The 25,356-nt window shown below is 70.0% G+C and carries 6 protein-coding genes; all 6 read left to right on the forward strand.

Going from position 1 to position 25,356, the window contains the following annotated elements:
* Positions 1-18 precede the first annotated feature (18 nt).
* Genes GDJ08_RS17750 through GDJ08_RS17775 form a run of 6 tightly spaced genes read left to right on the forward strand, consistent with a single transcriptional unit; the run spans position 19 to position 25,347 of the window.
* Complete coding sequence (locus GDJ08_RS17750; RefSeq protein WP_165699838.1) at positions 19-12,663, forward strand: non-ribosomal peptide synthetase; 12,645 nt, start codon at positions 19-21, stop codon at positions 12,661-12,663.
* Positions 12,664-12,691: 28 nt separating this feature from the next.
* A complete protein-coding gene (locus GDJ08_RS17755) occupies positions 12,692-13,684 on the forward strand; it encodes a TauD/TfdA family dioxygenase (protein WP_229296567.1) in 993 nt (330 codons plus the stop codon).
* A gap of 58 nt (positions 13,685-13,742) precedes the next feature.
* Positions 13,743-16,817: a non-ribosomal peptide synthetase gene (locus tag GDJ08_RS17760; RefSeq protein ID WP_153165394.1), complete on the forward strand. Its 3,075-nt coding sequence runs from the start codon at positions 13,743-13,745 to the stop codon at positions 16,815-16,817.
* A complete protein-coding gene (locus GDJ08_RS17765; RefSeq protein WP_153165395.1) occupies positions 16,810-21,243 on the forward strand; it encodes a type I polyketide synthase in 4,434 nt (1,477 codons plus the stop codon). Before GDJ08_RS17760 ends, GDJ08_RS17765 begins: the two co-directional genes overlap by 8 nt.
* Entirely contained in the window at positions 21,240-22,301 is a 1,062-nt protein-coding gene (locus GDJ08_RS17770) for a TauD/TfdA family dioxygenase (RefSeq protein WP_153165396.1), read from the forward strand. The genes GDJ08_RS17765 and GDJ08_RS17770 overlap by 4 nt, the downstream gene beginning before the upstream one ends.
* Before the next feature lies 1 nt (position 22,302).
* On the forward strand, positions 22,303-25,347 hold the full coding sequence (locus GDJ08_RS17775) for a non-ribosomal peptide synthetase family protein (RefSeq protein WP_153165397.1): 3,045 nt from the start codon (positions 22,303-22,305) through the stop codon (positions 25,345-25,347).
* Positions 25,348-25,356 lie beyond the last annotated feature (9 nt).

A 25,356-nucleotide genomic window follows, 5' to 3' on the forward strand; every position in this document is an offset into this window, starting at 1 on the left:
ACTTGGAGGCACTACGACATGGATTCGCTGAACGACAGGATCGCCCGTCTCTCTCCCGCCGAACGCGACGCACTGATGCGTGCGCTGCGCCAGCAAGGCACTACGGCGGCACCGGCACCGATCCCGCTGGTGGATCGCAGCCAGTCCGTACATGCCGTCAGTCCGGCCCAGCAGCGCATGTGGATGTTCCAGGAGCGCGGCGGCAATGCGGCGTACAACATGTCGTCGGCGGTCCGCCTGCGTGGTCCCCTTGATCTGCCGGCGCTGCAGTCCGCGCTCGACGACCTGCAGGCGCGTCACGAATCCCTGCGGACCACCTTCGAGCTGGATGGCGTTGCGGTGGTGCAGCGCGTACATCCTGCCGGGGGCCAGGGGCTGACCCAGGTGGATCTGTCACCGCTGACAGCCGCCGATCGCGCCGCGGCGGTGGACGCCCGCTGCGCCGCGCTGAGCCAGCGCGTGTTCGATCTGCAGACCGGGCCCCTGTTCGAAACGCAGCTGCTGTGCGAGGACGCAGAATCGCATGTGCTGCTGGTGAACATGCACCACATCATCTCCGATGGCTGGTCGATGGGTGTCCTGATCGGCGAGCTGAGCCGCCTGTATGCGGCCCATGCGAGCGGGGCGACGGCGGCACTGGACCCGTTGCCGGTGCAGTACGTCGACTACGCGCACTGGCAGCAGGACCAGATGGGCCCTGACCAGGCGCGGCGTCACCTTGCGTACTGGCGCGAGCGTCTTGCCGATGCTCCGCCCCTGCTGGACCTGCCGGGCGACTATCCTCGCCCCGCAACCAAGAGCTTCCAGGCCGCGACGCTGTTCTTCGACCTGGATGCGTCCACGGCCGACGCGGTGGCCGCGCTGGCCCGTCGTTGCTCCGCTACGCCTTTCATGGTGCTGCTTGCGGCATTCGAGGTACTGCTGGGCGTCCACAGCGGGCGCAGCGATATTCTCGTTGCAACTCCCGTGGCCAATCGGGGACGCTCGGAGCTGGCGGGGGTCATCGGCTTCTTCGCCAACACCGTGCTGCTGCGCGATGCGATCGACACGGCACTCAGCTTCACCCAGCTGCTGGAGCAGGTCCGGCATGGCACGCTGCAGGCCTATGCCCACCAGGAGCTGCCGTTCGACCAGGTCGTGGACGCGCTGAATCCGGTGCGGAGCACCGCGCACGCCCCCTTGGCGCAGGTGTTGTTCGCGGTGCAGAACGTGCCCGGCGGGGATCTCGCGCTGGGCGGGCTGGCGATCGAGCCGATCGAGATCGGCCGTGAGGGCAGCGATTTCGATCTGGTGCTGGAACTGCAGCCGCAGACCGCCGGGTACCGTGCGATCCTCACGTACAGCACGGACCTCTACCAGGCCGCGACGATGCGCACCTTCGGTGCCCAGTACGGCGCGCTGCTGAGCGCGCTGGTGCGCGCGCCGGAGGCGCCGGTGGCCGGGACGATCGCGGCGGCACTGCCCCCGCGGTTGCCGTTGCCGGAAGGGGCGGCGGTCGATGCCACCACGGTGGCCGCCCTGCAGGCCCGCTGCGCGGACATGCGGCTGGTGGACGCAGACGGCGTCCACGAGGGCCGGGATCTGCTGCAGGCGGCGGTCCCCGCAGCCCGCGCGCTGGCGGGCACCGCCGGCCAGGGGGCGGTGGTCGGTGTGGCGATGGACGATGCGGTGGCAGGCTGGACGGCGGTGCTGGCGTGCTGGCACGCAGGCGTGGTGCCGTTGCTGGTGGACCGGACGTTGCCGGCAGGCGCGCTGCGCGCGCTGCTGGGGCGCCACGGCTGCACCGTCCTCATCCATGACGGAGAGGAACCGGCGTCGCCGCTCGACGCTGACCTGCGCGCGATCGCCTGGCGCGATCTGGTCGCGCCGGACGCCGCCGTCGTCCCGGACGCCATCTGGTCGCCCCGTCTGGATGTACCGGCCCTGCAGGTGGACTGCGAAGGCACCGCACGGGTCTGCTCGCATGACGCGCTGCATGCAGCGGTTCTGCGGCAGGGCCGCTGCTGCGCCTTGGTGCGTGGCGACGACGTGACCCTGTTGCGGCATCCCGGTACGGCAGGATTCGTGCGCGACATGCTGTGGGCAGGCCAGGCGGCGCGCGTGATCCTGCACGCCGGTGGCATGTCGGGCCAGGCGCTGCTCTGCGACGACCGCTGCATCGGCGAGGTGCAGGCGGCGCATCCGGGCCTGCTGCCGCCCATCCTGATCTACGTGGGCGGGGCCACCGATCTGAACCGCCTGCAGGCCAAGGTCGGCGGCGCGCTCGTCCAGCTTCACCATCTCCACGCGCTGACCCCGTCGCCGGCGCATGTAGTCGCGCAGTCGATGGCCGGCGGCAGCGCGTCGCCGGGTCAGGACCGCTGGGAGGCGTGGGATGCCGCGTTGGAGATCTGCGACGCGCAGGGCCGTGGCTGCGCCCCGACCATCGCCGGCAACGTGCGCGTGACCGGTCCGTCGCCGCTGACGCTGCAGCGACGGGCGCGCTGGCGTCCGGACGGACAGTTGCAGTTGCTGCCGGGGCCGGCCGATGTGGTCCGCCGCGATGGCCATGCGCTCGCACTGGCGGGCATCGAAGCGACGGTGCAGGCGCATGCGATGGTCAAGGATGCGCACGTCGCGCTCCAGCCCACCGCAGACGGCGACCGGCTCGTGGTGTACGTCGTGGTCGCGCGCAGCGAAGCGGTGGCGTCGGTCGCCGAGGCCACCGCGCTGTTGCTGCCGGTGGGCCTCCGTCCGGACATCTGGGTGAGCGTATCGACCATTCCGCTGTGCGCCGACGGTCGGGTCGACCTCGCCGCGCTGAAGATGTGTCCTGCGCTGGCAGACACGGACATGGCGCGGGTAGCGCAGGCGCTGTCCGAGGCGACCGCAGGCGCCGATACGGCCGCAGTGCTGGTGGACACCGAGGTGCAGGCGCGTCGCCACCACCTGGCCGATGCGATTCCGGGCTGGCGTCGCCAGGCCGTGGAGCAGGCCCGGGTCGAGGATGCCGCGGACGCGACACTGCAGGCGGCGACCGCGCCGCAGGCTGACGCGCTGCTCGAGGGCAATGCCCTGCCGTCGGACCTGCCGACCGACCTGGGGGCCGTGCTACGGCGCGCGGCGGCCGGCGACCGGGGGGTCATCTGCATCGACCGCGACGGCGTGGCCGTGCGCCGCAGCTATGCCCAGGTGCTGGTGGAGGCCGAGAAGGTGCTGGGCGGGTTGAGTCAGGCAGGCGTTGTCCCCGGCGACATCGTGGTGCTTCAGCTGGCCGACAACCTGGACGTCGTGCCGGTGTTCTGGGCCTGCGTGCTCGGCGGACTGGTGCCGGTGCCGCTGGGGGTGCTGCCCAGCTATGATGTGCCCAGTGCCGGACGCGACAAGCTGCTCAATACCTGCCGGCTGCTGCAGCCCAGGGCGGTGGTGGCCAGCGCGGCCCAGTACAGTGGAATCGCCGCGCTGCTGCGTCGCGAAGACGTGCCCGTCGCCGTGCTCGACGGCGCCGTGCTCGCACGCGCGCAGGCACCGGGTCACCTGCACACGCCCGATGCGGATGACGTCGCCCTGCTGCTGCTGACGTCCGGAAGTACCGGCATGCCCAAAGCGGTGCGACAGAGCCACCGGGCGCTGATCGCACGCTCGGCCGCCACAGCGCTGCACAACGGATTCGATGCCGGTGCCGTATCGATGAACTGGATGCCGCTGGACCACGTCGGTGGGCTGGTCATGTTCCACGTGCTCGATACCTGGCTTGCCTGCGAACAGCTTCAGGTCGCCACCGAGTATGTGCTGGAGGCGCCGCTGCGCTGGCTGGACCTGATCCAAAAGTACCGCGCAACCGCCACCTGGGCACCCAACTTCGCCTTCGCGCTGGTCAATGAAGCCGTGGACCACGCGCCCGAACGCAGCTGGGACCTGTCCTCGATGCAGTTCATCCTCAATGGCGGCGAAGCGATCGTCAGCAAGAGCGCGCGTGGGTTCCTGCGTCGCCTGCGCGCCTTCGGCCTGCCCGGCACCAGTATGCGCCCCTCCTGGGGCATGTCCGAGACGTGCTCGGGCGTCGTGTTCTCGCGACTGACCCTGGAGGGCAGCCGTGATGACGATCCGTTCGTCGCGGTGGGCGAGCCGATTCCCGGCGTGGCCATCCGCATCGTGGACGCCGACGACCGCGTGCAGCCGATGGGACGGGTCGGACGCCTGCAGATCCGGGGCCCGAATGTCACCAGCGGCTATCTGCACAACGTCGAGGCGACGTCGGAGGCGTTCACCGCCGATGGCTGGTTCAACACCGGCGACCTGGCCACGATCGGTGCGGTGGGGTTGACCATCACCGGTCGCGAGAAGGACGTGATCATCATCAACGGCGCCAACTTCCACAGCCACGAGATCGAACAGGTGGTGGATGAGACCGGCGCCGTGCAGATCTCCTTCACCGCTGCCACCGCGGTGCGCGAGCCGGGCGCGGCGACCGATCGACTGGCGATTTTCTTCGTTCCCGCCGCAGAAGCGGGGGACACCGATGCCGCCATCCGCGCGGTGCGGCAGGCGGTCCTGCGCGGCTGCCAGGTCAATCCGTCCTACATCGTCCCGTTGTCGGTCGACGATGTGCCCAAGACCTCCATCGGCAAGATCCAGCGTGGCCAGCTGGCCGCGCAGCTGATGGCCGGCCAGTTCGACAGCCTGCTGCGCACGCAGGACCTGCTGGCCGGCAACGCCAACACGGTGCCGGCGTGGTTCCACCGACGCACGTGGCGGCCTGCACAGCGTCGCGCGATGGGGGCACGCACGCCTGCTGCGCGGATCGCGTTCGTGGATGATGCTCTGCAGGCGCGCGCGCTGCTGGCAGCGTCGGGCGACACCGTGCCGCTATGGCTGGTGTGGCCGGCCGGTGGCGCGCCTGCCGTGGACATCGTCGCACCGGACGGGGCAACGCCTCGAACCCATGTGGTGCGCCGCGACCGCGCCGAGGATTACCGGGCACTGCTGGATGCCGCGCTTGCCAGCACGGCGGGCGTGCTGCAGCTGCTCTGGTTCTGGCAGGACCCCGTCGATGCGCCGGCGCACGACCCGGTGAGTGAGACCGATGCGGCCCTCGCTCCGGTGCGCACGCTGCTGCGGGTGCTGGCGCAGTGCGCTCCCGCGCAGGACGTGCAGTTCCTGCTCGCACGCGGCGGTGAGGCCGGCGCCACGGCGGCAGATGCCGCGTTGCCGGGCCTGCTGCGCACCGCCGCGCTGGAAGCGAGCTGTCTCGAACCCAGCCTGGTGCACCTTGCCGATGCCGACGCGGAGGGGACCGTCGCGCGGCTTCTGGAAGAAGGCAGTGCCGCCGCGCTCGATCACGAAGTGATGTACCGGCGGTCGCAGCGCCTGCTGCCTCGGTTGTCCGAGCTGGACGTCAGCGCCGCCGATGCGCAGCCGTTGCCGCTGGTCAGGGGCGGAACCTACCTGCTGACCGGTGGCCTGGGGGGTATCGGCCGGTACCTGGCCAACCGGCTGTGCCACGAGTTCGATGCGCAGGTGCTGCTGATCGGGCGCAGCGCTGCCACGCCCGATGGCGATGCACGTGAGCGTGAGCGGGCCCGCGTCCTTGCCGAGCTGCGGTCGCGTGCGCGCGATGGCGCTGTGCTCTATGTCCAGGCCGATGTCACCGACAGCGCTGCCGTGTGCGCCGCCGTGGCCGAGGCCGAGCGGCGGTGGGGACGGGGGCTGGACGGGGTGTTCCACCTGGCGGGCGATCTGGCGGAGGGCGGCAATGTAGCCGCGCACTGGTCGCAGGCCAGCCGCCACGGCCTGGCGGAAGAGACCGAGCAGGCCTACCGTGCCGCACTGACGCCCAAGGTGGGCGGGCTGCATGCCGTGGTGCCGCTGCTGGAGGAACGCCCGTCGCTGCTCTGCGTGGCGTTCTCGTCGGTCAACGCGCTGTACGGCGGTGCGACGTTTGGTGCCTATTCGATGGCCAACGGTGCGTTGGCCGGGTATGCGGAACAGCTGCGCCCGCGCTTCCCCAACACCTACGTCATCGACTGGGCCATGTGGGACGACGTGGGCATGAGCCAGGACAACCCCGGCTATGCACGCGAGGCCTCGCGCGCGATGGGCTACCACGCCATCAGCCTGGAAGAGGGCTGGGTGTCGATGAAGGCCCTGCTGTGCCGGTCGCCAGGACGCTATTCGGTCGGGTTGGACGGTGCCAATCGACACCTGCTGCCCGACATCGAGGGCACGCCGGCCCGACGCCGCGTGCTGGCTGCCTACATCGCGGCGCCTGCGGCCCTCGTCGCACAGGCGACGGATACCTACCGCGATGGGCTGGGGCACCGGCATGTGCTGGATGTGCGGCCGTGCGAGCGCATTCCGCGCCTGCCCGACGGCTCCCTGGACGAGGCCGCGCTGGCCGGCATGGGCGCTACGGGCGCTGCTGAAGGCCATGATCCGCAGCTGCCGCGCAACGCCTGCGAGCGCACGCTGGTGGAGGTGTGGCGGCAGGTGTTGGGGCTGCAGCGGATCGGGGTGCATGAGAACTTCTTCGAGCTGGGGGGCGATTCGGTACTGGGCACGCAGGTGGTGGCACGGGCCAACCAGGCGGGATTGCGCCTGACCTCCCGGCAGCTGTTCGAGCGGCAGACCATCGCCGAACTGGCCGAGGTCGCGGCGCAACCGGACGCACCGGCGATTCAGGCCGAGCAGGGGGTGCTCAGCGGCGACTGTCCGCTGGCACCGATACAGGCGTGGTTCTTCGCGCAGCCATTTGCGCACCCGCATCATTGGAACCAGTCGTTGCTGCTCAAGGTCAACCGGCCTTCGCTGGACCTGGCGGCAATGCAGGCCGCGCTTACCGCGCTGGTAGAGCACCACGACGCGTTGCGGCTGTGCTATCGGCAGGACGGGGGCCGCTGGCATCAGTCCTACGGTGCTCCGGAGGAGGTGGTGCCGGAGTGGCACGACCTGGGCATGCATGCACCGGAGGCGGCCGCCCAGGCCATGCAGGACCAGGCCGCCGCGATGCAGGGCAGTCTTGTGCTCGAGCGTTCGCCAGCCCTGCGTGCCGCGTGCTTCGACCTGGGACACGGCGAGCTGCGACTGCTGCTGGTGGTCCACCATCTCGTCACTGACGGGGTGTCCTGGCGCATCCTGCTGGAAGACCTGGCCACGCTCTACACCGCGCATGCGGCGGGTACACCGGCCCTCCTGCCGGCCAAGACCAGCGCCTACAAGGCGTGGACCGGGCAACTCCAGCACTACGCCCGCACTGAGCAGGCCAACGAGCAGGCGCGCTACTGGCACGGCATGCCGCTGGCGCCGCTGCCCGTGCCGCTGCTCGACGGTGGCCACAACCGGCATGGTGGACAGGAGCAGTACGAACTGGCGTTGGACGAAGGCGACACCCACTGCCTGCTCCGGGAGGCCGGCGCGGCCTACCGCACCGAGATCAATGATCTGCTGCTGTGCGCCCTGGCGCTGTCTGCCCGTGCGCTGACCGGCCAGCTTCAGCTCAGCCTGACGCTGGAAGGCCACGGACGCGAAGACCTGTTCGACCAGATCGACGTATCGCGGACGGTGGGCTGGTTCACGTCCATGTTCCCGCTCACGCTGGACCTGCCTGCCGCGGGCGACGAAGGGCGTTGCCTGCTGGCGGTGAAGGAGCAGCTGCGCGCGCTTCCCGGCAAGGGACTGGCCTATGGCGTGGTGCGCTACCTCGGGGCGGGTGTGGATGAGGCGCCTGCACCGGCGGTGAGCTTCAACTACCTCGGACAGTTCGATCAGTCGATGGGGCAGGGCAGCCTGTTCGACCTCGCGCTGGAACACCCTGGCGCCATGCAGGCCCACGACGAGACGCGCACCCATGCGATCGACGTGGTCGCCTTCGTCAAGGACCAGCGGCTGCAGGTGGTGTTCACCTATTGTCCGACGTACGTCCGGAAGGAGGATGTCGCCGCATGGGCCGCGCAGTATGTCCAGGCGCTGCGCGGCCTGGTGGGACACTGCGTGCTGGCATCCAGCGGCGGACTGTCGCCCTCCGATGTGCCGCTGCTGGAGGACGGACAGGAGGAACTGGACGCGCTGGTCGCGTCCACCGGGCTGGCCTCGGCCCGCATGATCGAGACGATCTTCCCGGTCACCCCGATCCAGCACGGACTGATCTACCACTCGCTGCTGGCCCCCGGTGAGGGCGTGTATGTATCGCACCTCCGCAACCAGATCAGCGGGCGTCTCGACGCAGTTGCCTTCCAGCAGGCCTGGCAGATCGTGGCAGGGCGCCACGATGTCTACCGCGCCAGCGTGCAGCGCGCAGCGGGTGCGGTACCGGTGATGGTGGTACAGCGCAGCGTCGACCTTCCGTGGGTCTTCCATGACTGGCGGTCGCTGCCGCCGGCCCAGCAGGAGCAGCGCTACCAGGCGCTGCTGCAGGAGGACCGCGAGCGCGGCTTCTGTTTCGAACAGGCGCCGTTGCTGCGGGTCTACCTGCTGCAGTTTGCCGACGATGTCCACCGCTTCGTGCTCAGCGAACACCACGCGGTGTCCGATGGGTGGTCGCGATCGATCGTGCTCGCCGAAGTGCTGGCGTGCTACCAGGCGCTGGTGGCAGGCCGCCGGCCGACGCTGCCCGAACCCCGCCGTTTCGCCGATCACGTGGCGTGGCTGCGCCGCCAGGACCGCACCTCGATGGCCGCGTATTGGCAACGGACCTTCGAGGGACTGTCGCCGCGCCAGCCACTGGCCGGTGGCAGCCTCGCTGCTCCCGCACGCGGAGAGAAGCGTCCGTGCGCCTCGCGCGGCACCCTCGACGGACGGCACACGGCGGCCCTGCAGGCGCTTGCGCGTCGCTGCCAGTTGACGCTCGGCGTGCTGGTGCAGGGCGCCTGGGCGATTCTGCTCGCCCGCTACAGCGGCGACGCGGACGTGGTGTACGGGTGTACCGCCTCGGGGCGGCCGGTGGATCTGCCGGGCGTTGAACGCACGGTCGGACCCTTCATCAACAGTCTGCCGGTGCGGGTGCAGGTCGACGACACGCGGGAACTGCTGCCGTGGCTGGCCGGTCTGCATGCCGCGCAGTCCGAGCGTGAATCGCACGGACACTGCTCGCTCGCCGATATCGTGCAGTGGACGGGCCTTGCCGCCGGCACGCCGCTGTTCGACACCCTGGTGGTGTTCGAGAACTATCCTGCGGTCGATGGCGTTCTGGGCGATGGACTGCGGATCGACTGGGCCGACGCGCTGGACCAGACCGAGCTGCCGTTGACATTGATGGTCGAGCCCGGCGAATGCCTGTCGTTCTGCCTGTACCACGATGCACAGCGTTTCGCCCCGGCTGCTGCGACACGGCTGCTCGGCCATCTGGCCCGGCTGCTGCAGTCGATGGCCGAACAACCGGCCTCGGCGCTGGGCGCGCTGCCCATGCTCACCGCAGCCGAGCAGGCGGCCATTGATGGGGAGTGGAACGCCACTGCCACCGATCTGGGGGACCCCGACGCGACCCTGCATGGCCTGTTCGCTGCCCAGCTTGCGCGGACGCCGGATGCCGTGGCGGTCATCGCCGACGACAGGCAGATGACCTACCGACAGGTGCACCAGCACGCGCTTGCCGTGAGCCGGCGGCTTTCCGACGCCGGCGTGCGCCCCGGGCAGCACGTGGCGGTGGTGATGGAGAAGGGCTGGCAGCAGGTGGTCGCGGTGTACGCGGTTCTGTACGCGGGCGCGGCCTACCTGCCGATCGAGTCGTCCTGGCCGGCCGAGCGCCGTGCCTTCCTGGTCGGCCACGGCGAGGCAGCCGCAGTGCTGTCGGTGCCGGGTGTCGCCTGCGGCGATGTGCTGCCCGCGGGCGTGGCACGGCTGGACATCCACGCCGATGATGCGCTGCTGGAGGGGCCGGTGCCCGCACTGCAGGTGGCGACCGATCTGGCGTACACGATCTTCACCTCCGGCTCGACGGGGCAACCCAAGGGCGTGATGATCGATCATCGCGGCGCGGTCAACACCGTCCGCGACATCAATGCGCGCTTCAACGTGGAGGCGCGGGATCGCGTGCTGGCGGTATCGTCGCTGAGCTTCGATCTTTCCGTGTATGACATCTTCGGCCCGCTGGCAGCAGGGGCTGCGGTGGTGATGCCTGCCGCGTCCGCGCAGCAGGATCCGGCCGCCTGGACGCAGCTGCTGCAGGCCCACGGGGTGACGCTGTGGAATTCCGTGCCGGCGCTGCTGCAGCTGCTGGTGGACGAGCTGGAGCGGCAGGACCGCTGTCTGCCCGGCAGCCTGCGGCTGGCGATGCTGAGCGGCGACTGGATACCGCTGTCGTTGCCGCAGCGCTACCGGGCGCGCTTCCCCGGCGGCGCGATCGTGTCGATGGGCGGGGCCACCGAGGCGTCGATCTGGTCCATTCTCTATCCCATCGGCGAGGTCGACCCGTCCTGGCCCAGCATTCCGTACGGCAAGGCACTGGCCAACCAGCGCTTCTACGTGCTCGATGCAAGGCTGGCGCCTTGCCCGATCGGCATCGAGGGCGACCTGTTCATCGGCGGCGTCGGCCTGGCTCTCGGCTACTGGCGCGACCCGGTGAAGACCGCCGCCAGCTTCATTGTCCATCCCGGCACGGGGGAGCGCCTCTATCGCACCGGCGACATGGGGCGCTACCTGGACGACGGCAACATCGAGTTCCTGGGGCGCGCCGACTTCCAAGTGAAGGTCAACGGTTATCGCATTGAACTGGGCGAGATCGAAGCAACGCTGCAGCAGCAGCCGGGCGTTGGCGATGCGCTGGTGGTCGTCCGCGAGGACACGCCGGGCGAACGCCGGCTGGTGGCCTACGTGCGGCCCTCGGAGACCGGCGGACCGGTGGCGGCCACGCTGCGGGAGGCACTCGCCGAGCGCCTGCCGCATTACATGGTGCCGTGGCATTACGTGACGCTCGCGGCCTTCCCCTTGTCGGCCAACGGCAAGGTGGATCGCAAGCAGTTGCCGCTGCCGGACGGGCAGGCGGCGACGCTGCCGGTGGCGCCCGGTACCCTGTCGGCCAGCGAGGAACTGCTGCTCGGCATCTGGAGTGAAGTGCTGGACCGGCCGGTCGTGGACCGCGACAGCAACTTCTTCGAGATGGGCGGGCACTCGCTGTTGACCGCCCAGGTCGTGGTCCGCGCGCGGGAGGCGTTCTCCATTGACCTGCCGGTGCGCGCGCTGTTCGAGTCGCCCACGGTGGCTGGATTGGCATCCCGCATCGATGCGCAGCGGTCTGCAGGCATTTCCCGTCGAGCGCCGTCGGGGCCGGTCGCCGACGATGGCGCGCTGTCCTATGCGCAGCGTGGTCTGTGGTTCCTGGACCGTCTCCAGGGCCAGGACGCGACCTACAACATCACCACCGCGCTGCGCCTTGACGGGGTGCTCGACGAGGAGCGCCTGCGCGACTGCCTCGCGCACCTGGTGGAGCGCCACGCCGCCCTGCGCACGCGCTTTGTCGACGACGCCGGCGTTCCGCGGCGGGTGGTGGATGAGGGCATGGCGGACGCGATGCGGCTGATCGCCTGCGACGCAGAGGCGCTGGAGGCCATCGCGCGTGAAGAGGCCGCAGCGCCGTTCGACCTCGCGGCCGGGCCGGTGCACCGGTTCACCTTGGTGCGGATCGGGCCGGTGCAGCATGTGCTGCTGCTCAGCGTGCATCACATTGCCGCCGATGGCTGGTCGATGGCGCTGCTGCTGCGCGAGCTGGCGGCACTCTATGCAGGCGGTACCGACGGCGCCCGGTTGCCGCCGTTGCGGCTGGGCTACGCCGATCACGTCGCGCGCGAACGCGCGCTGCAGATGGAGGGTGTCACCGGGACGCAGCTGGACTACTGGCGTACCCGGTTGGCCGGCCTGCCCGCGCTGCTGCCGATCCGCACCGACCTGCCGCGGCCGGCCGTGCAGAGCTTCCGGGGCGCCACAGTGGACCTGCGCATCGGCGGCGCGGTGCGGGATCGCGTTGTCGCGCAGTGCAACAAGCAGGGCATCACGTTGTACATGTACCTGCTCGCGGCGCTGGATGTGGTGCTTGCGCACGCCAGTGGCAGCCGCGATATCGCGGTGGGAGCGACCGTGGCCAACCGCGCCGAGCGGGACCTGGAAGCGGTGTTCGGCCTGTTCGCCAACCAGGTGGTCATGCGCGTGGATCTTGCTGGTGATCCCACCTTCGAGGCACTGCTCCGGCGCGCACGTCAGACCGCCCTGGATGCGTATGCGCATCAGGACGCGCCCTTCGACCAGGTGGTGGACGCGGTGGGCCATCCCCGCACGCTGGCCCACACCCCGCTGTTCCAGGTGAAGCTGGTGCTGCAGAACGTCCCGATCCAGCAGGAGGCGATGCCCGGCCTGATGGTCGAGCCGGTGGGTGTGGACGCCGGCTCGTCCAAGTTCGACCTGCAGTTCACCATCGAGGAGGTGGAAGGCGAACTGCGTGGCAGCCTAAGTTTCAACACCGACGTATTCACCCGCGCCACCGCTGAGCGCCTGGCGGCACAGTTCGCGCACCTGCTCGACGTCTCCAGTGCAGCACCCACGCAGACCGTGGAAGCGCTGATCGAGGAACTGGCACGGATCGAGGACGCCGCGCAGGCGCGCCAGGCGGCATCGTTGCAGGAAGCATCCCACGGCATGCTGGCGCGCAGTCGTCGGCGCAACGCCATCATCAACGAAGGAGTCGTCGACCATGAGTGAGAGCGAATCGCCGTCCTCGCTGTCCCTGTTGCGCCAGCGCAGCGGGCGGCGCCAGGTGCCGGTGTCGGGCAACCTGGTGGAGGAGCTGGACTTCGCCGACGGGCATCCGATACCTCGGCGCCTGCAGGCGAACGCCGGGGCGCAGATCGATCCCGTGGCCTGGACCTGCACCCATCGCGCGCAGTTGCGCGAGTGCCTGCTGCGGCACGGCGCCTTGCTGTACCGCAACATGGGCATCGACGATGTGGCCGTGTTCAAAGGCGTGGTGGATGCGCTGGGCGGCGGCGAACGGCTGACCTACGAGAACCGCTCGACGCCGCGCACGCAGCTGGACGACCGCATCTACACCTCCACCGAGTATCCCGCCGAGTACGCCATTCCGCTGCACAACGAGAACTCGTACACGCATGCGTGGCCGGGCGTCATCTATTTCCATGCGCAGCAGCCGAGCGCCGAAGGCGGTGAGACGCCGATCGCCGACAGCAGGAAAGTGTATGCGTCGCTCGATCCGGCGCTTCGCGAGCGCCTCGAACGGCGAAAAATAATGTATGTTCGCAACTACGGTGAACTGGACCTGTCTTGGCAGGAAGTGTTTCAGACTGAATCGCGCAGCGAGGTCGAAACATTCTGTGCCCAGGCGGGCATCGGGTTCTCGTGGCGGGAAGGGGAACGGCTTCGCACCTGGCAGGTATGCCAGGCGTCTGCAACACACCCACTGACCGGCGAGAAGGTCTGGTTCAACCAGGCCCACCTGTTCCATGTGTCTTCCTTGCCGGAAGACCAGGGGGCGATGCTGCTGGCTGCATGCGGAAGGGACAACCTTCCCCGGCATGCGTGCTACGGCGATGGGGGGGAAATAGAGGACAGCGTGCTGGAAGAGATCCGTGGCTGCTATGAACGCCATGCGATCCGCTTCCCCTGGCAGAGTGGTGACCTGCTGGTGTTGGACAACATGCTGTTCGCGCACGGTCGCATGCCGTTTCGCGGCCCCAGGAGGATTCTGGTGGCCATGACGGACTGAACCGTTGCAGCACTGTCAGCCAGGAACGCAGTTGGACTTCAAGGGATGAAGGAAAACCATGCTGGAAACTGATGTCGGATATCGTCTGTCACCCCTGCAGCGCCATGCATGGCAGGGACGCGGCACGGGAACGGGGTACAGCGCCGCAGTGTTCGCTCTGGATGCGCCGCTGACGCCGGATGCACTGGCAGCGCGGCTGCAGCGGCTGGCTGCCGAGCTGGAAATCCTGCGGGTCGAACTTGTCCAGGTGGATGGGCTGCGCGAACCGGTGCAGTACGTCCGCGAAACGGCGCGCTGCCATGTGGTCGCAGGCAGGCTGGCGACGGAGGCGGAGGCGGAGGCGGACGTCGACACGCTGGTCGACGCCTGGCTGGACTGCAGCGCGAGCCGGCAGGCGAACCTGGCGGTGGCGCTGCTGGACGCAGCGACCGGCCCTCGGCACCTGCTGCTGCGCGCGCCCACCTGGATCGCCGATGACGCCGCGCTGGCACTGCTCGCGCAGGCGTTGGCCGCGTCCGAGCCGTTCGTGGCCGACACGCAGTACATCGATATCGCCGAGTGGATGCACGACGTCCTGGAAAGCCCGGTCGCCGAAGCCGGGCGCGCGTTCTGGTCCTCGCTCAACGCAGACGCAGCGCACGCGGCACGGCTGCCGTTCGCGCGCCATGCCGCCTCGTCCAGCGTCACCCCGGCGCGGCGGAACTACCGGGTGGAGAGCGGCGTGACCGGTCCGGTCGAACCGGAACTGCAGGCTCTGCTCGCCTGGCACGGCGTGCTCTCCCGATGGTGCGGCGTGGGCGCATTGGACCTGACGCTGTTCGATCACGGCCGCAGGTTTGACGAACTTGCCACGGTGATCGGGCCTGTCGCCCGCGCGATTCCGCTGCGCTGCGATACCTGCGGCCTGACGGCGGCCGACAGCGCGGCGCGGATGGCGGACGCGCTCGCGCAGGCGCGGCGGCATCAGGAGTATTTCGATCCGGCCCTGCCTTTGCCTGTGCACGGATATCAGTGGCGCACGAGCGGCGGCAACGGCGGTGCGCGGTGGCGCGGCGACAGCGGGCTGGCCATCATGCCGGGTCAGCTGGTGCTGCGGGCGGGCATCGACGCGGGCGCGTGGATGCTTGAATTCGTGTTCGATGCCGGCTGCTTCAGTGCGGCCGATATCGACGTGCTGGCAGAGCAGATGCGCAGCGCGCTGCTGCAGGCGCCGCTGGCGGGGTACACCCCGCTGTGCGGGCCTGCGGTCACCCCGGCGCGTCCGGTCAGTGCCGATGCCCTGTTCGATGCATGTGTGGCAGGGTTCCCACATGCCCCGGCGGTCCGGTCCGGGCAGACGGTCCTGGATTACGCGGCGCTGGATCACCAGGTGGGCCGCATCGCCGATGCGCTGCTCGGCCTCGGTGTACGGCACGGTGATCGGATCGCGCTGGTGCTGCCGCGCGACGCGGCGTGCATCGCGGCGATGCTGGCCGCGCTCCGCTGTGGCGTTGCCTACGTACCGCTGGACCCGGACGCACCGACGCAGCGGCTTGCCGACATCCTTGCCGAAGCCTCGCCGCGCGTGCTGGTGCATGCCGGCGCGACGGACCGCTGGGCGTCGCTGGACGGCATGGCGACGCTGGATGTCACGCGGTTGCCGGCGCGGGCCGAAGCGGCGGTGCGCCCGCCGCGGGTAGTGGTCGATCCCCTGCAGATCGCCTATGTGATCTATACGTCCGGTTCCACCGGCCGACCGAAGGGCGTGGAAGTCAGCCACCAGGCGGTATGCCACTACGTACAGGCCATCGAGCAGCGTCTGGGGCTGGAGGCGTCAACGTCGCTGAGCGCGCTTTCCACGTGGACCGCCGACCTCGGCTACACGGCGCTGTATGGCGCGCTGCTCACCGGGCGCTGTTTCGACATCGTGCCGTCCGACACCGTGCTCGACCCGGCTCGACTGAGCCTGCATCTGGCCCAATATCCGGTGGACTGTCTCAAGATCGTCCCATCCCACCTGGCCGCGCTGCTGGAGGTGCCGGGGGGCGAGGCCGTGCTGCCGCGGCAGTGCCTGGTGCTGGGGGGCGAGGCGGCGGCACCGGCCCTGCTGGCGCGCCTGCGCGAGCGTCGGCCCGACCTGCGGGTCGTCAACCACTACGGCCCGACCGAGACCACGATCGGCGTGGCGACCCATGAGGCGCAAGGCGCACCGCATCATGCCGGCCTGCCCATCGGCCGAGCGCTGGGACGCCTGCGGCTGCATGTGCTCGACGCACAGCTGCAGCCCTGTCCGGTCGGCGTGATCGGTGAGCTGTACATCGCCGGTGCCGGCGTGGCGCAGGGCTATCTGTCCCGGCCCGACCTGACCGCCGAACGGTTCCTGCCCGAGCCGGTGTCCGGCGAGGATGCTCCCGGTACGCGCATGTACCGGTCCGGTGACCGTGCCCGCTATTGGCCGAACGGCGCGCTGCAGCTGCTCGGTCGCGCCGATGACCAGGTCAAGATCCGCGGCCATCGCGTTGAACCGGGCGAGGTGGCGGCGGTGCTCGGCCGTCTGCCCGGGGTCGGCGCCGCCGTGGTGGTTGCCCAGGAGGCCGGCGCGGACGCGTGGCTGGCGGCGTATCTGGTGCCCACCGGTGCGGTGCGTCCCGGCGATGCGGCGCTGCTAGCGCAGCTGCACACGTGCCTGCCCGCCCACATGGTGCCGTCGGCGCTGGTGTGGATGCAGCAGTTGCCGGTGACCGCCAACGGCAAGGTGGACCGGCGCGCGCTGCCGCCTGCCAGCCGCCAGCGAGGTAGCGGCCGCGCCGTGGTTGCGCCGCGCACGTCGCGAGAGCACGACATCGCCGCGATCTGGACCGCGCTGCTCGGCGTGGACGAGGTCAGCGTGGAAGACAATTTCTTCGACTGTGGCGGCCACTCGCTGCTGCTGGTGCAGCTGAAGGCACGGCTGGACGCCGCATTTGGCAGGGAGATGCCGATCGTGACCCTGTTCCAGGCCACCACCATCGCCGCCCAGGCGCGCTTCTACGACGCATCGTCGGCACCGGCGACGGGGCAGGGCGCTTCGACGGCCGAGCACGACATGGCGCGCCGTGCGGAGAAGGCGCGCGCGGCGCTGCAGCGCCAACGCGAGGTACGTACCGATGGCTGATACCTCTGTGCCGGCGCAGGCCGTGGCCATCATCGGGATGGCCGGACGGTTCCCGGGCGCGCCCGATACCGACACGTTCTGGGCGGCGATCCGTGACGGTCGGGAGTGCATCGTCGATCTGGACGCCGCTGCGCTGCAGGCGGCCGGCGTGGATGCAGCCACGGCAGCACGCCCCGGCTATGTCCGTCGTGCGGCGGTGATGGCGGCCGTCGAGGACTTCGACGAGGCCTACTTCGGTATCACCCCGGGCGACGCCCAGCTGAAGGACCCGCAGCACAAGGCGCTGCTGGAGTGCTCGGAAACCGCCCTGCAGGATGCCGGCTATGTGGCCGCCACCTATCCGGGGTTGATTGCCATCTACGCCAGCGTGGGCACCAGCGGGTATCTGTACCAGCATCTGCTGGCCTCGCCGGACATCGTGCACAGGGTGGGCGTGCACCCGCTGTACCTGCACAACGAGAAGGACTTCGCGCCCACCTTTGTCTCCTACACCCTCGGGCTGCGCGGCCCCAGCCTCAACGTCAACTGCGGCTGCTCGTCCTCGCTGGCGGCGGTCCACCTGGCCTGCCGCAGCCTGCTTCAGTACGAGACCGACATGGCCCTGGCCGGGGCGGCGTCCATCCTGGCAACGCAGACCAGCGGCTACGCCTACAACGAAGGCGGCATCCTTTCGCCGGACGGGCATTGCCGTCCGTTCGACGCCGCCGCGGCCGGCACGCTGCCCGGCAGCGGTGTCGGCATGGTGGTGCTCAAGCGCCTGGAGGACGCGATCGCCGATGGCGACCACATCCACGCGGTGATCCGTGGCTCGGCGATGAACAATGATGGCCGCGGCAAGATCGGCTTCACCGCGCCGAGCCCGGAAGGGCAGGCACGGGTCATCCGCGAGGCGCTGCTGGTGTCGGCGGTCGATCCGGCCGAGGTGGACTACATCGAAGCGCATGGCACCGGCACCCGGCTGGGCGACCCGATCGAACTGGACGCGCTGCATGCGACCTACGGCGCGGGTGGAACGCAGCCGTGCCACCTTGGCTCGCTGAAGGCCAACATCGGGCACCTCAATGCCGCCTCCGGCGTTGCCGGACTGATCAAGGCGTCGCTGTCGCTGGCGCATGGGCTGATTCCCCCGCAGGTGGGCTTCGTCACCCCGAACCCGGCGCTGCAGCTGAGCGGATCGCGGTTCCGGATTGCAGCCAACCCTGCGCCCTGGCCAACGCGGGCGCGGCCGCGCCGTGCCGGCATCAGTTCCTTCGGCATCGGCGGTACCAACGTCCATGCCGTGCTGGAGCAGGCGCCGCCGCGCGCGCCGGGGCGGGAGGGCGGCATCCACGTGCTGCCCGTGTCGGCGCTGGATGAGGTGGCGTTGGCGCAGTCGAGCGCCGCGTTGGCGGCCCATCTGCAGGCCAACGCCGGCCTGGCGCTGTGCGACGTGGCCCATACCCTGCAGCAGGGGCGGCGGATGTTGCCGCTGCGGCGCGCGGTCGTCGCGCGGACGCTGGAGGACGCCGTTGAGGCCCTGCGGCGGCCGGATGCCGGGACGCGTGTGGCGCAGCCTGGCGCGCGGGTGGCCATGCTGTTCCCTGGCCAGGGCAGCCAGTATCCAGGCATGGCGGCGGCGCTGCATGCCGCCGATCCGGCCTTCCGTGACGCGTTCGATGCCGGCGAACAGCTCCTGCGGCGCCTGCTTCCGCACGACCTGCGCGCGCTGTTGCTGCAGCCGGGCGATGGGGCGGCGGCCGAATGCCTGCGCCAGACCGAGGTGGCGCAACCGGCCATCTTCCTGGTCAGCCATGCGCTTGCCAAGGCATGGCAGGCCCGGGGTCTGGAGGCCGATGCGATGCTCGGGCACAGCCTGGGCGAGTATGTCGCCGCCACCCTGGCCGGGGTCTTCGACCTGGCGGACGCCCTGACGCTGGTCGTGGCGCGTGGGCGCGTCATGCAGGAAACGCCGCAGGGGGCCATGCTCAGCGTCGCGCTTCCCGCCGACGCGCTTGCGCCGCTGTTGCCGCAGGGCGTGACCATTGCGGCCTACAACGCGCCAGGACACTGCGTGGTGGCAGGCACCGCCGCAGACATCGACGCGCTCGACACGCAGCTGGCATCCACCATCGCGCGACGCCGCCTGGTGACCTCGCACGCCTTCCACTCGCCCCTCGTGGAAAGTGCCGTCCCTGCATTCCGGGCGGTGCTGGACTCGGTGCGGATGCGCCCGGCAGTGCGTCCCTTCGTCTCCAACGTCACCGGCGACTGGGTCGATGCCGGGCACTGCGCCCGGTCCGACTACTGGGTGGACCACCTGCGCAGCCCGGTCCGGTTCGACCGCGCCGTACGCACGCTGCTGGCCGGTGGCAGCGACCTGCTGCTCGAAGTCGGCCCTGGCCAGGGGCTGACCTCGCTCGTACGGCACTCGCTGGCCGACGGCGCGCACGCCGCGGTCGCACTGTCCACCCTCGGGCATCCAGCAGCCGTTGGCGACGAGGCCGCGGCGATGGCGCGCGCCCACGCGCAGCTCTGGTGTCACGGTGCCGGTGTGGTCTGGAACGTGCCTCCCGCAGGTGAGCGCCGCCGTGTCCCGCTGCCGACCTATCCGTACCAGCGGCGTCGCCACTGGGTCGAACGCCCAGGCATGGCTGCGCCACCGAAGGCGGCGGTGGTACCGTCCACGCAGGCCGCTGCGCAGCCACGGCACGAGACGGCACCGGTGTCCGGTGATGCACTGGCCTCGCTGCTGCTCACCCTCTGCGCCGAGCGGCTCGGACGCGCGCAGGCGGGCCCGGCGGACAACTTCTTCGATCTCGGTGGCGATTCCCTGGTGGCGACCCAACTGATCGCGCATCTGCGTGCCGCCACGGGCAGCCGCATCACGCTGGACCAGTTCCTGTCCGCCCCCACGCTGGGCGACGTGGTGGAGCGGGCGCGACAGGCATCGCCGGCGCCGGCCGCGACGCCGCTGCCGGACGTGTCACCACTGGACGCCGCACAACGCACCCGCAAGGTGGCGCTGTCCGCCGCCCAGCAGCGGATGTGGTTCTTTGAACGCCATGAGGGAGGTGCAGGCGCCAACACCATCCTGACCACCGCGCGCCTGAGCGGACGCGTCGATCACGCTGCCCTGTGCGCCGCCTTCGAAGCGCTGGTCGCCGATCATGCTCCGCTGCGCACGGCATTCTTCGAAGAGGACGGCCGTCCCTGGCAGCGCGTGCTGCCGGCAGCCACGGTCGACATCGAACGGGTCACGGTCGCGCAGGGGCCGCTGCAGACCGGGGAGGTCGATCGGATCCTGGGCGACTTCGCCGCCCGGCCGTTCGATCTGGAGCAGGGTGGGTTGATCCGCGTCCTGCTGGTCTCTCTGGGCGAAGACGACCTGGTGCTGGCGGTCGCGCTGCACCATATCGTGGGTGACAGCTGGTCGATGGGCGTGCTGATCGCCGATCTGCAGGCGCACTACCTGCGCAGCATCGGCGCGGCCGACGGCCCGGCCCCTGGCGTACGCTCGCCGGACGCGATCGATGTGGCCGCCTGGCAGCGGTCGCCGCAGTGGCAGGCGATGGCCAGCGGGCAGCTGGCGTACTGGACGCAGACACTGGCGGGGGCGCAGACGCACGCCAGCATCGCCGATCCGGCACGCCGCAGCGTTGAACGCAGTTTCGACGGCAGAGTGGTGACGCGCCAGCTCGATGCATCGCTGGAATCGGCCATCGCCGGGTTCGTGCGTCAGCGCCGGACCACCCGCTTCTCGCTGTACCTGGCGGCCTATGCGCTGCTGCTGGCGCAGGAAAGCGGCGCGGGGGACATCATGATCGGCACCGATGTCGCCAACCGCACCCGTCCCGAGATGGAAGGCATGATCGGCTTCTTCGTCAACCTGCTCGCGCTGCGCGTGCGGTTGCAGCCCGGCGAACAGGTGGACGCGTACCTGGCGCGCGTCCAGGCGCTGGCGATCGACGGCCACTCCAACCAGGACGTGCCCTTCGACCAGGTCGTGGCCGCGCTGGACCTGCCCCGCGACCGCCGTTTCGCGCCGCTGTTCCAGCACAAACTGGTGCTGCAGAACGCGCCCGTGCCACCGCTGCAGCTGCCCGGCGTGCAGGTGCTCGCCTGGCCGCATGCGCGCGAGTCGGCCGAGCTGGACATGGTGGTGACCGGTTGGAGCAACGACGCCGGGGCGGGGCTGCGCATCGAGTACAACCGGCTGCTGTTCGACGCCGACGCGGGTGAGCGCTGGCTGGACAAGCTGTGCCTGCTGCTGCAGCGGCTGGTGGAGCAGACCGGGGTGCCGGTCGATGCGCTGCTGGCTGAGCTGCATGCGGCCGACCAGGCACGCCGGGAACACGATGAACGACTGGCCGCCGGCAGAATCGGCATGGTCAAGCGACGACCAATCAGCGGCAAGGTTGCCGCCCAGGCTGACAGGAGTGAGGCATGACGATGGAACAGGACGCGGCCAGCGGGTTGCGCGGCACGCGCCGCCGTGGGATGAGCGTGTCGGGTGCCGGGCGCGTGACACGGTCGGTGATGCACGCGCAGTCCGGCCTGCCGCTGGTGTTCACCGCCCAGTCGCCCGGGCAGGTCCTCGGCGAGTGGATACAGGCCAACCGCGAGGAACTGGCCGCCCTGCTGCTTGAACACGGCGCACTGCTGTTCCGTGGCTTCGCGGTCGGCACCAGTGCCGCCTTCGAACAATGCATCGTCGCCGGGTCGGGCGCGTCGCTGGAGTACCGGTTCCGCGCCTCGCCGCGCACCACCGTGGTCGGCAACATCTATACGTCCACCGACTATCCCAGCGACCAGTGGATTTTCCCGCACAACGAGCATTCCTACTCGCCGGTCTATCCGCTTCACCTCTACTTTCATTGCGCCCTCCCGTCGTCCACGGGTGGCGCCACGCCGTTTGGATCGACCCGCCGGATCACCGCGGCGATTCCGCCGCACATCGTGGAGGCGTTCGAGCGACGTCAGATCCTGTACGTCCGCAATTATGGCGATGGCTTCGGATTGCCCTGGCCGACCGTGTTCCAGACCGATGACCGTGCCGAGGTCGAGCGCTATTGCGCAGGCGTCGGCATCGAGACCGTGTGGAAGTCCGGCGATCGACTGATGACGCGCCAGATCGGCAACGCGATGGTGCCGCACCCGCAGACCGGCGAGCGGCTCTGGTTCAATCACGCCACCTTCTTCAACGTCAGCACCCTGCCGCCGAGCATCGGCGAGGAGCTGATGCGCACCTTCCCCGCACATGACATGCCGACCAATACCTTCCACGGGGACGGCGGTGATATCGATCCGGACCACCTGACGTGTCTGCGCGACATCTATCGACGCGAGATGACCCGGTTCGACTGGCAGGCCGGCGACGTTGTCTGGTTGGACAACATGCTCGTCGTGCACGGTCGGGAGCCTTTCCAGGGGCAGAGGAGGGTGCTGACGGGCATGGCCCAGGCGCAGCGCGGCATGGCCATTGAAACGACTACTGAGGGGACGTGACATGCAGGACGAACACACCGGGTACAGCCTTTCGGAGCAACAGCGGACCCGCCTGGCAGCACGCCCGGCCGATCATGCCGGGCGCATCGGCGTGCATGCCTGGGCGCTGGGCGCCGGGCTGGATCCCGCGCGCCTGCAGGCGGCGGTAAGCGCGGTGGTCGACCGCCATGAAATCCTGCGGACCGGCTATCCGGTCGTGCAGGGCTTCAGCGAGTCGCTTCAGGTGGTCCTGCCGCAGGCACGGATCGACTGGCTGCCCTCCACGGGAAACCTCGCGGACGACCTGGCGCTGCTGGTTGCGCGCGCCCCCCTGGCCGTCGGGACGCTGGAGGCCATCGCGTCCACCCACGCGCAGGGCGGCCATCTGCTGCTGCGCGGCACCGACCTGCAGTTCGACGCCGTGTCGCTGGCGGTCTTCGCGCGTCATCTGCAGCGTGAACTCGCCGGCGATACCGATGCACGCGAGGACGCCATCGTCCAGCACGCCGACTACGCCGAGTGGCAACAGCAACAGTGGCCCGCCCGGGCCGAGGGCCATGCCGACGTCCACCTGCAGCGGACCCTGCCGTTCGCCCGTCCGGCAGCCGGCGCAGGGCGTGAACGTGGCCGCGTCGCGTTGACCGTCCCCGCCGCGCTGGCCACGCAGGTACCGTCTCCGGCGCAGCCGGGTGCCGCGAGGGCGCGCCTGCTGTTTGCCTGGCTGCAGGTCCTGCGCCGGCACCAGGGCGACACTCTGGTCCACGTCGACCTTGAAGCCCCGTCGCGCGTCGCCGAGCTGGACGAGGCGATCGGGCCCTACAGCCAGCGTGTCGCCGTCGGTGTCGAGGTCGATCCTTCCCACGCGCTTGGCCAGGCCCTGGCGCAACTGGAGGCGACGGTCGCCGCCGCCGCTGCCAGCGTGGCCTTCGCGCCGGCGGCATCGGGTGGCCTGGCCGGCTTCCTCCATCGCGTACATGTGGCCGCACCGGTAGACGCCGTGCACCTGGTCGCGTCGCACCCGGCCGACAGCGAGGGCGCGCTGGACCTTGTCTGCGAGCAGTTCGGCGACCGTCTGCAGCTCATGATCCAGTACGACCGCGGGCAGTACGGGGATGCGGATGCTGCCGTGCTGGGCGAACAGTTCCTGGACGCGCTGGACGCGGTGTGCACGTCGGACCTGGAGACGCCGGTGGCCGCGCTGTCGGGACGCGCGGCGGGCACCGCCGCCAGTGCCGTCCTGCACGGGCCGCTGCTGCCGCCCGTCGCCGCCGACCGGCGGGGTCTGGCTGGCCTGTTCCTGCACGCAGCGGCGCAATCGCCGGCGCGTGTCGCACTGGTCCGGGAATCGCAGCAGCTCACGTATGGCGACCTGGAGCGCCGCAGTGCGCAGCTGGCCGCGCACCTGGCCGCGCTGGGGGCCAGGCCGGAGCGCCGGGTCGGCGTCTGCTTGGCCAATCCGCTCGACATGATTGTCGCGATCCTGGCGGTACTGCGCTGCGGGGCAACCTACCTGCCACTCGATGTTGCCTACCCGCAGGCGCGACTGCGCTACATGCTCGCCGATGCCGGCGCCGCGTGGCTGATCGTCGATGAGCGCCAGGCGCAGGCGGACCTGTGCGACGGCCTGCCGGTGACATCGCTGGTGTTCGGTGACGCCATGCAGACCCCCGCCGGTCATCCCGGCGTGGATGCGGACCTGCATCCGGAGACCGCCGCGTACATGATCTATACGTCCGGTTCCACCGGACAGCCAAAGGGCGTCTGCGTGCCGCACGCCGCCATCCTCGCGTCCACCGCGGCACGCGGGCTGGGCTATCGCGATCCGCCGCAGTGCTTCCTGCTGCTGTCATCGTTCTCGTTCGACAGCTCCATTGCCGGCATCTTCTGGACCCTCGGGTCCGGCGGCACACTGGTCATGACCACCCCCGAGGTCGTTCACGACATCACCTGCCTGTCCGAGCTGGTCCGCGCCCGCCAGATCACCCACACCCTGATGGTGCCGTCCCTGTACGCCACGCTGCTGTCGTCGGGCGATCCGGCCACCCTGACGAGCCTGCGCACCGTGATCGTTGCCGGCGAGGCATGTCCGCCGGCGCTGGTGGAGCGTCACCGCGCGCTGCTTCCGGCCACCGCACTGTTCAATGAGTACGGACCCACCGAGACCGCCGTGTGGTGCACGGTCGAGGATCTGGGTGCTGGGGGACCGCGTGTGGGCATCGGGGCTCCGACGGCGGGCACCCGGATCTACCTGCTGGACGGCCACGGCGACGCGGTCCCGGTGGGGGTGGTCGGCGAAGTCCACATCGGGGGCGCGGGCGTGGCACGCGGCTACGCCGGCCGCGCCGATGCCACCGCCGAGCGCTATCTACCCGATCCGTTCGGCACCGGCCCCGGTGCACGCCTCTACCGCAGCGGCGACCTTGCGCGCGCCCTGGCGGACGGGCGCCTGGACTACGTGGGCCGGATCGACGCGCAGGTCAAGATCCGCGGACACCGCATCGAACTGGGCGAAGTGGAGTCGCAGCTTGCGCAGCATCCCGCCGTGGCCCAGTGCGCGGTTGTCGCACGAGGCCAGGCCGGCGAGCAGGTGCTGATCGCCTACTGGAGCGCGCACGCAGATGCGGCGGCCGACGTTCTGCAGCTGCACGACCACATGCGGCACCGGCTGCCGTCGCACATGCTGCCGCAGGACTACCTGCAGATGGACGCGCTGCCGCGGACCGCCAACGGCAAGATCGATCGCGGCGCGCTGCCCGATCCCGATCAGCTGCGGGCAACGTCGGTGCATGTCGCGCCCGAACCCGGCATCGAGACCCGGTTGGCCGCGCTGTGGGAGGCGCTGCTCGGCGTGGAGGGCATCGGCCGCAACGACAACTTCTTCAAACGCGGTGGCCACTCGCTGCTGGCCATGCAGTTGATCTCGCGCATCCGCGACGCGTTCGACGTGGAGGCACGGATCAAGCTGATCTTCGACCACCCCGAGCTGTCGGCGATGGCGGTGCAGCTGCAGGCGCTGATCGAGGAGACCGCCGACGCAGGCCCGGCACTGGATGTGCTGGAGCTGTGAGTGATGCGA

The organism is Stenotrophomonas nematodicola (assembly GCF_009467805.1).
Lineage (GTDB): Bacteria > Pseudomonadota > Gammaproteobacteria > Xanthomonadales > Xanthomonadaceae > Stenotrophomonas > Stenotrophomonas nematodicola.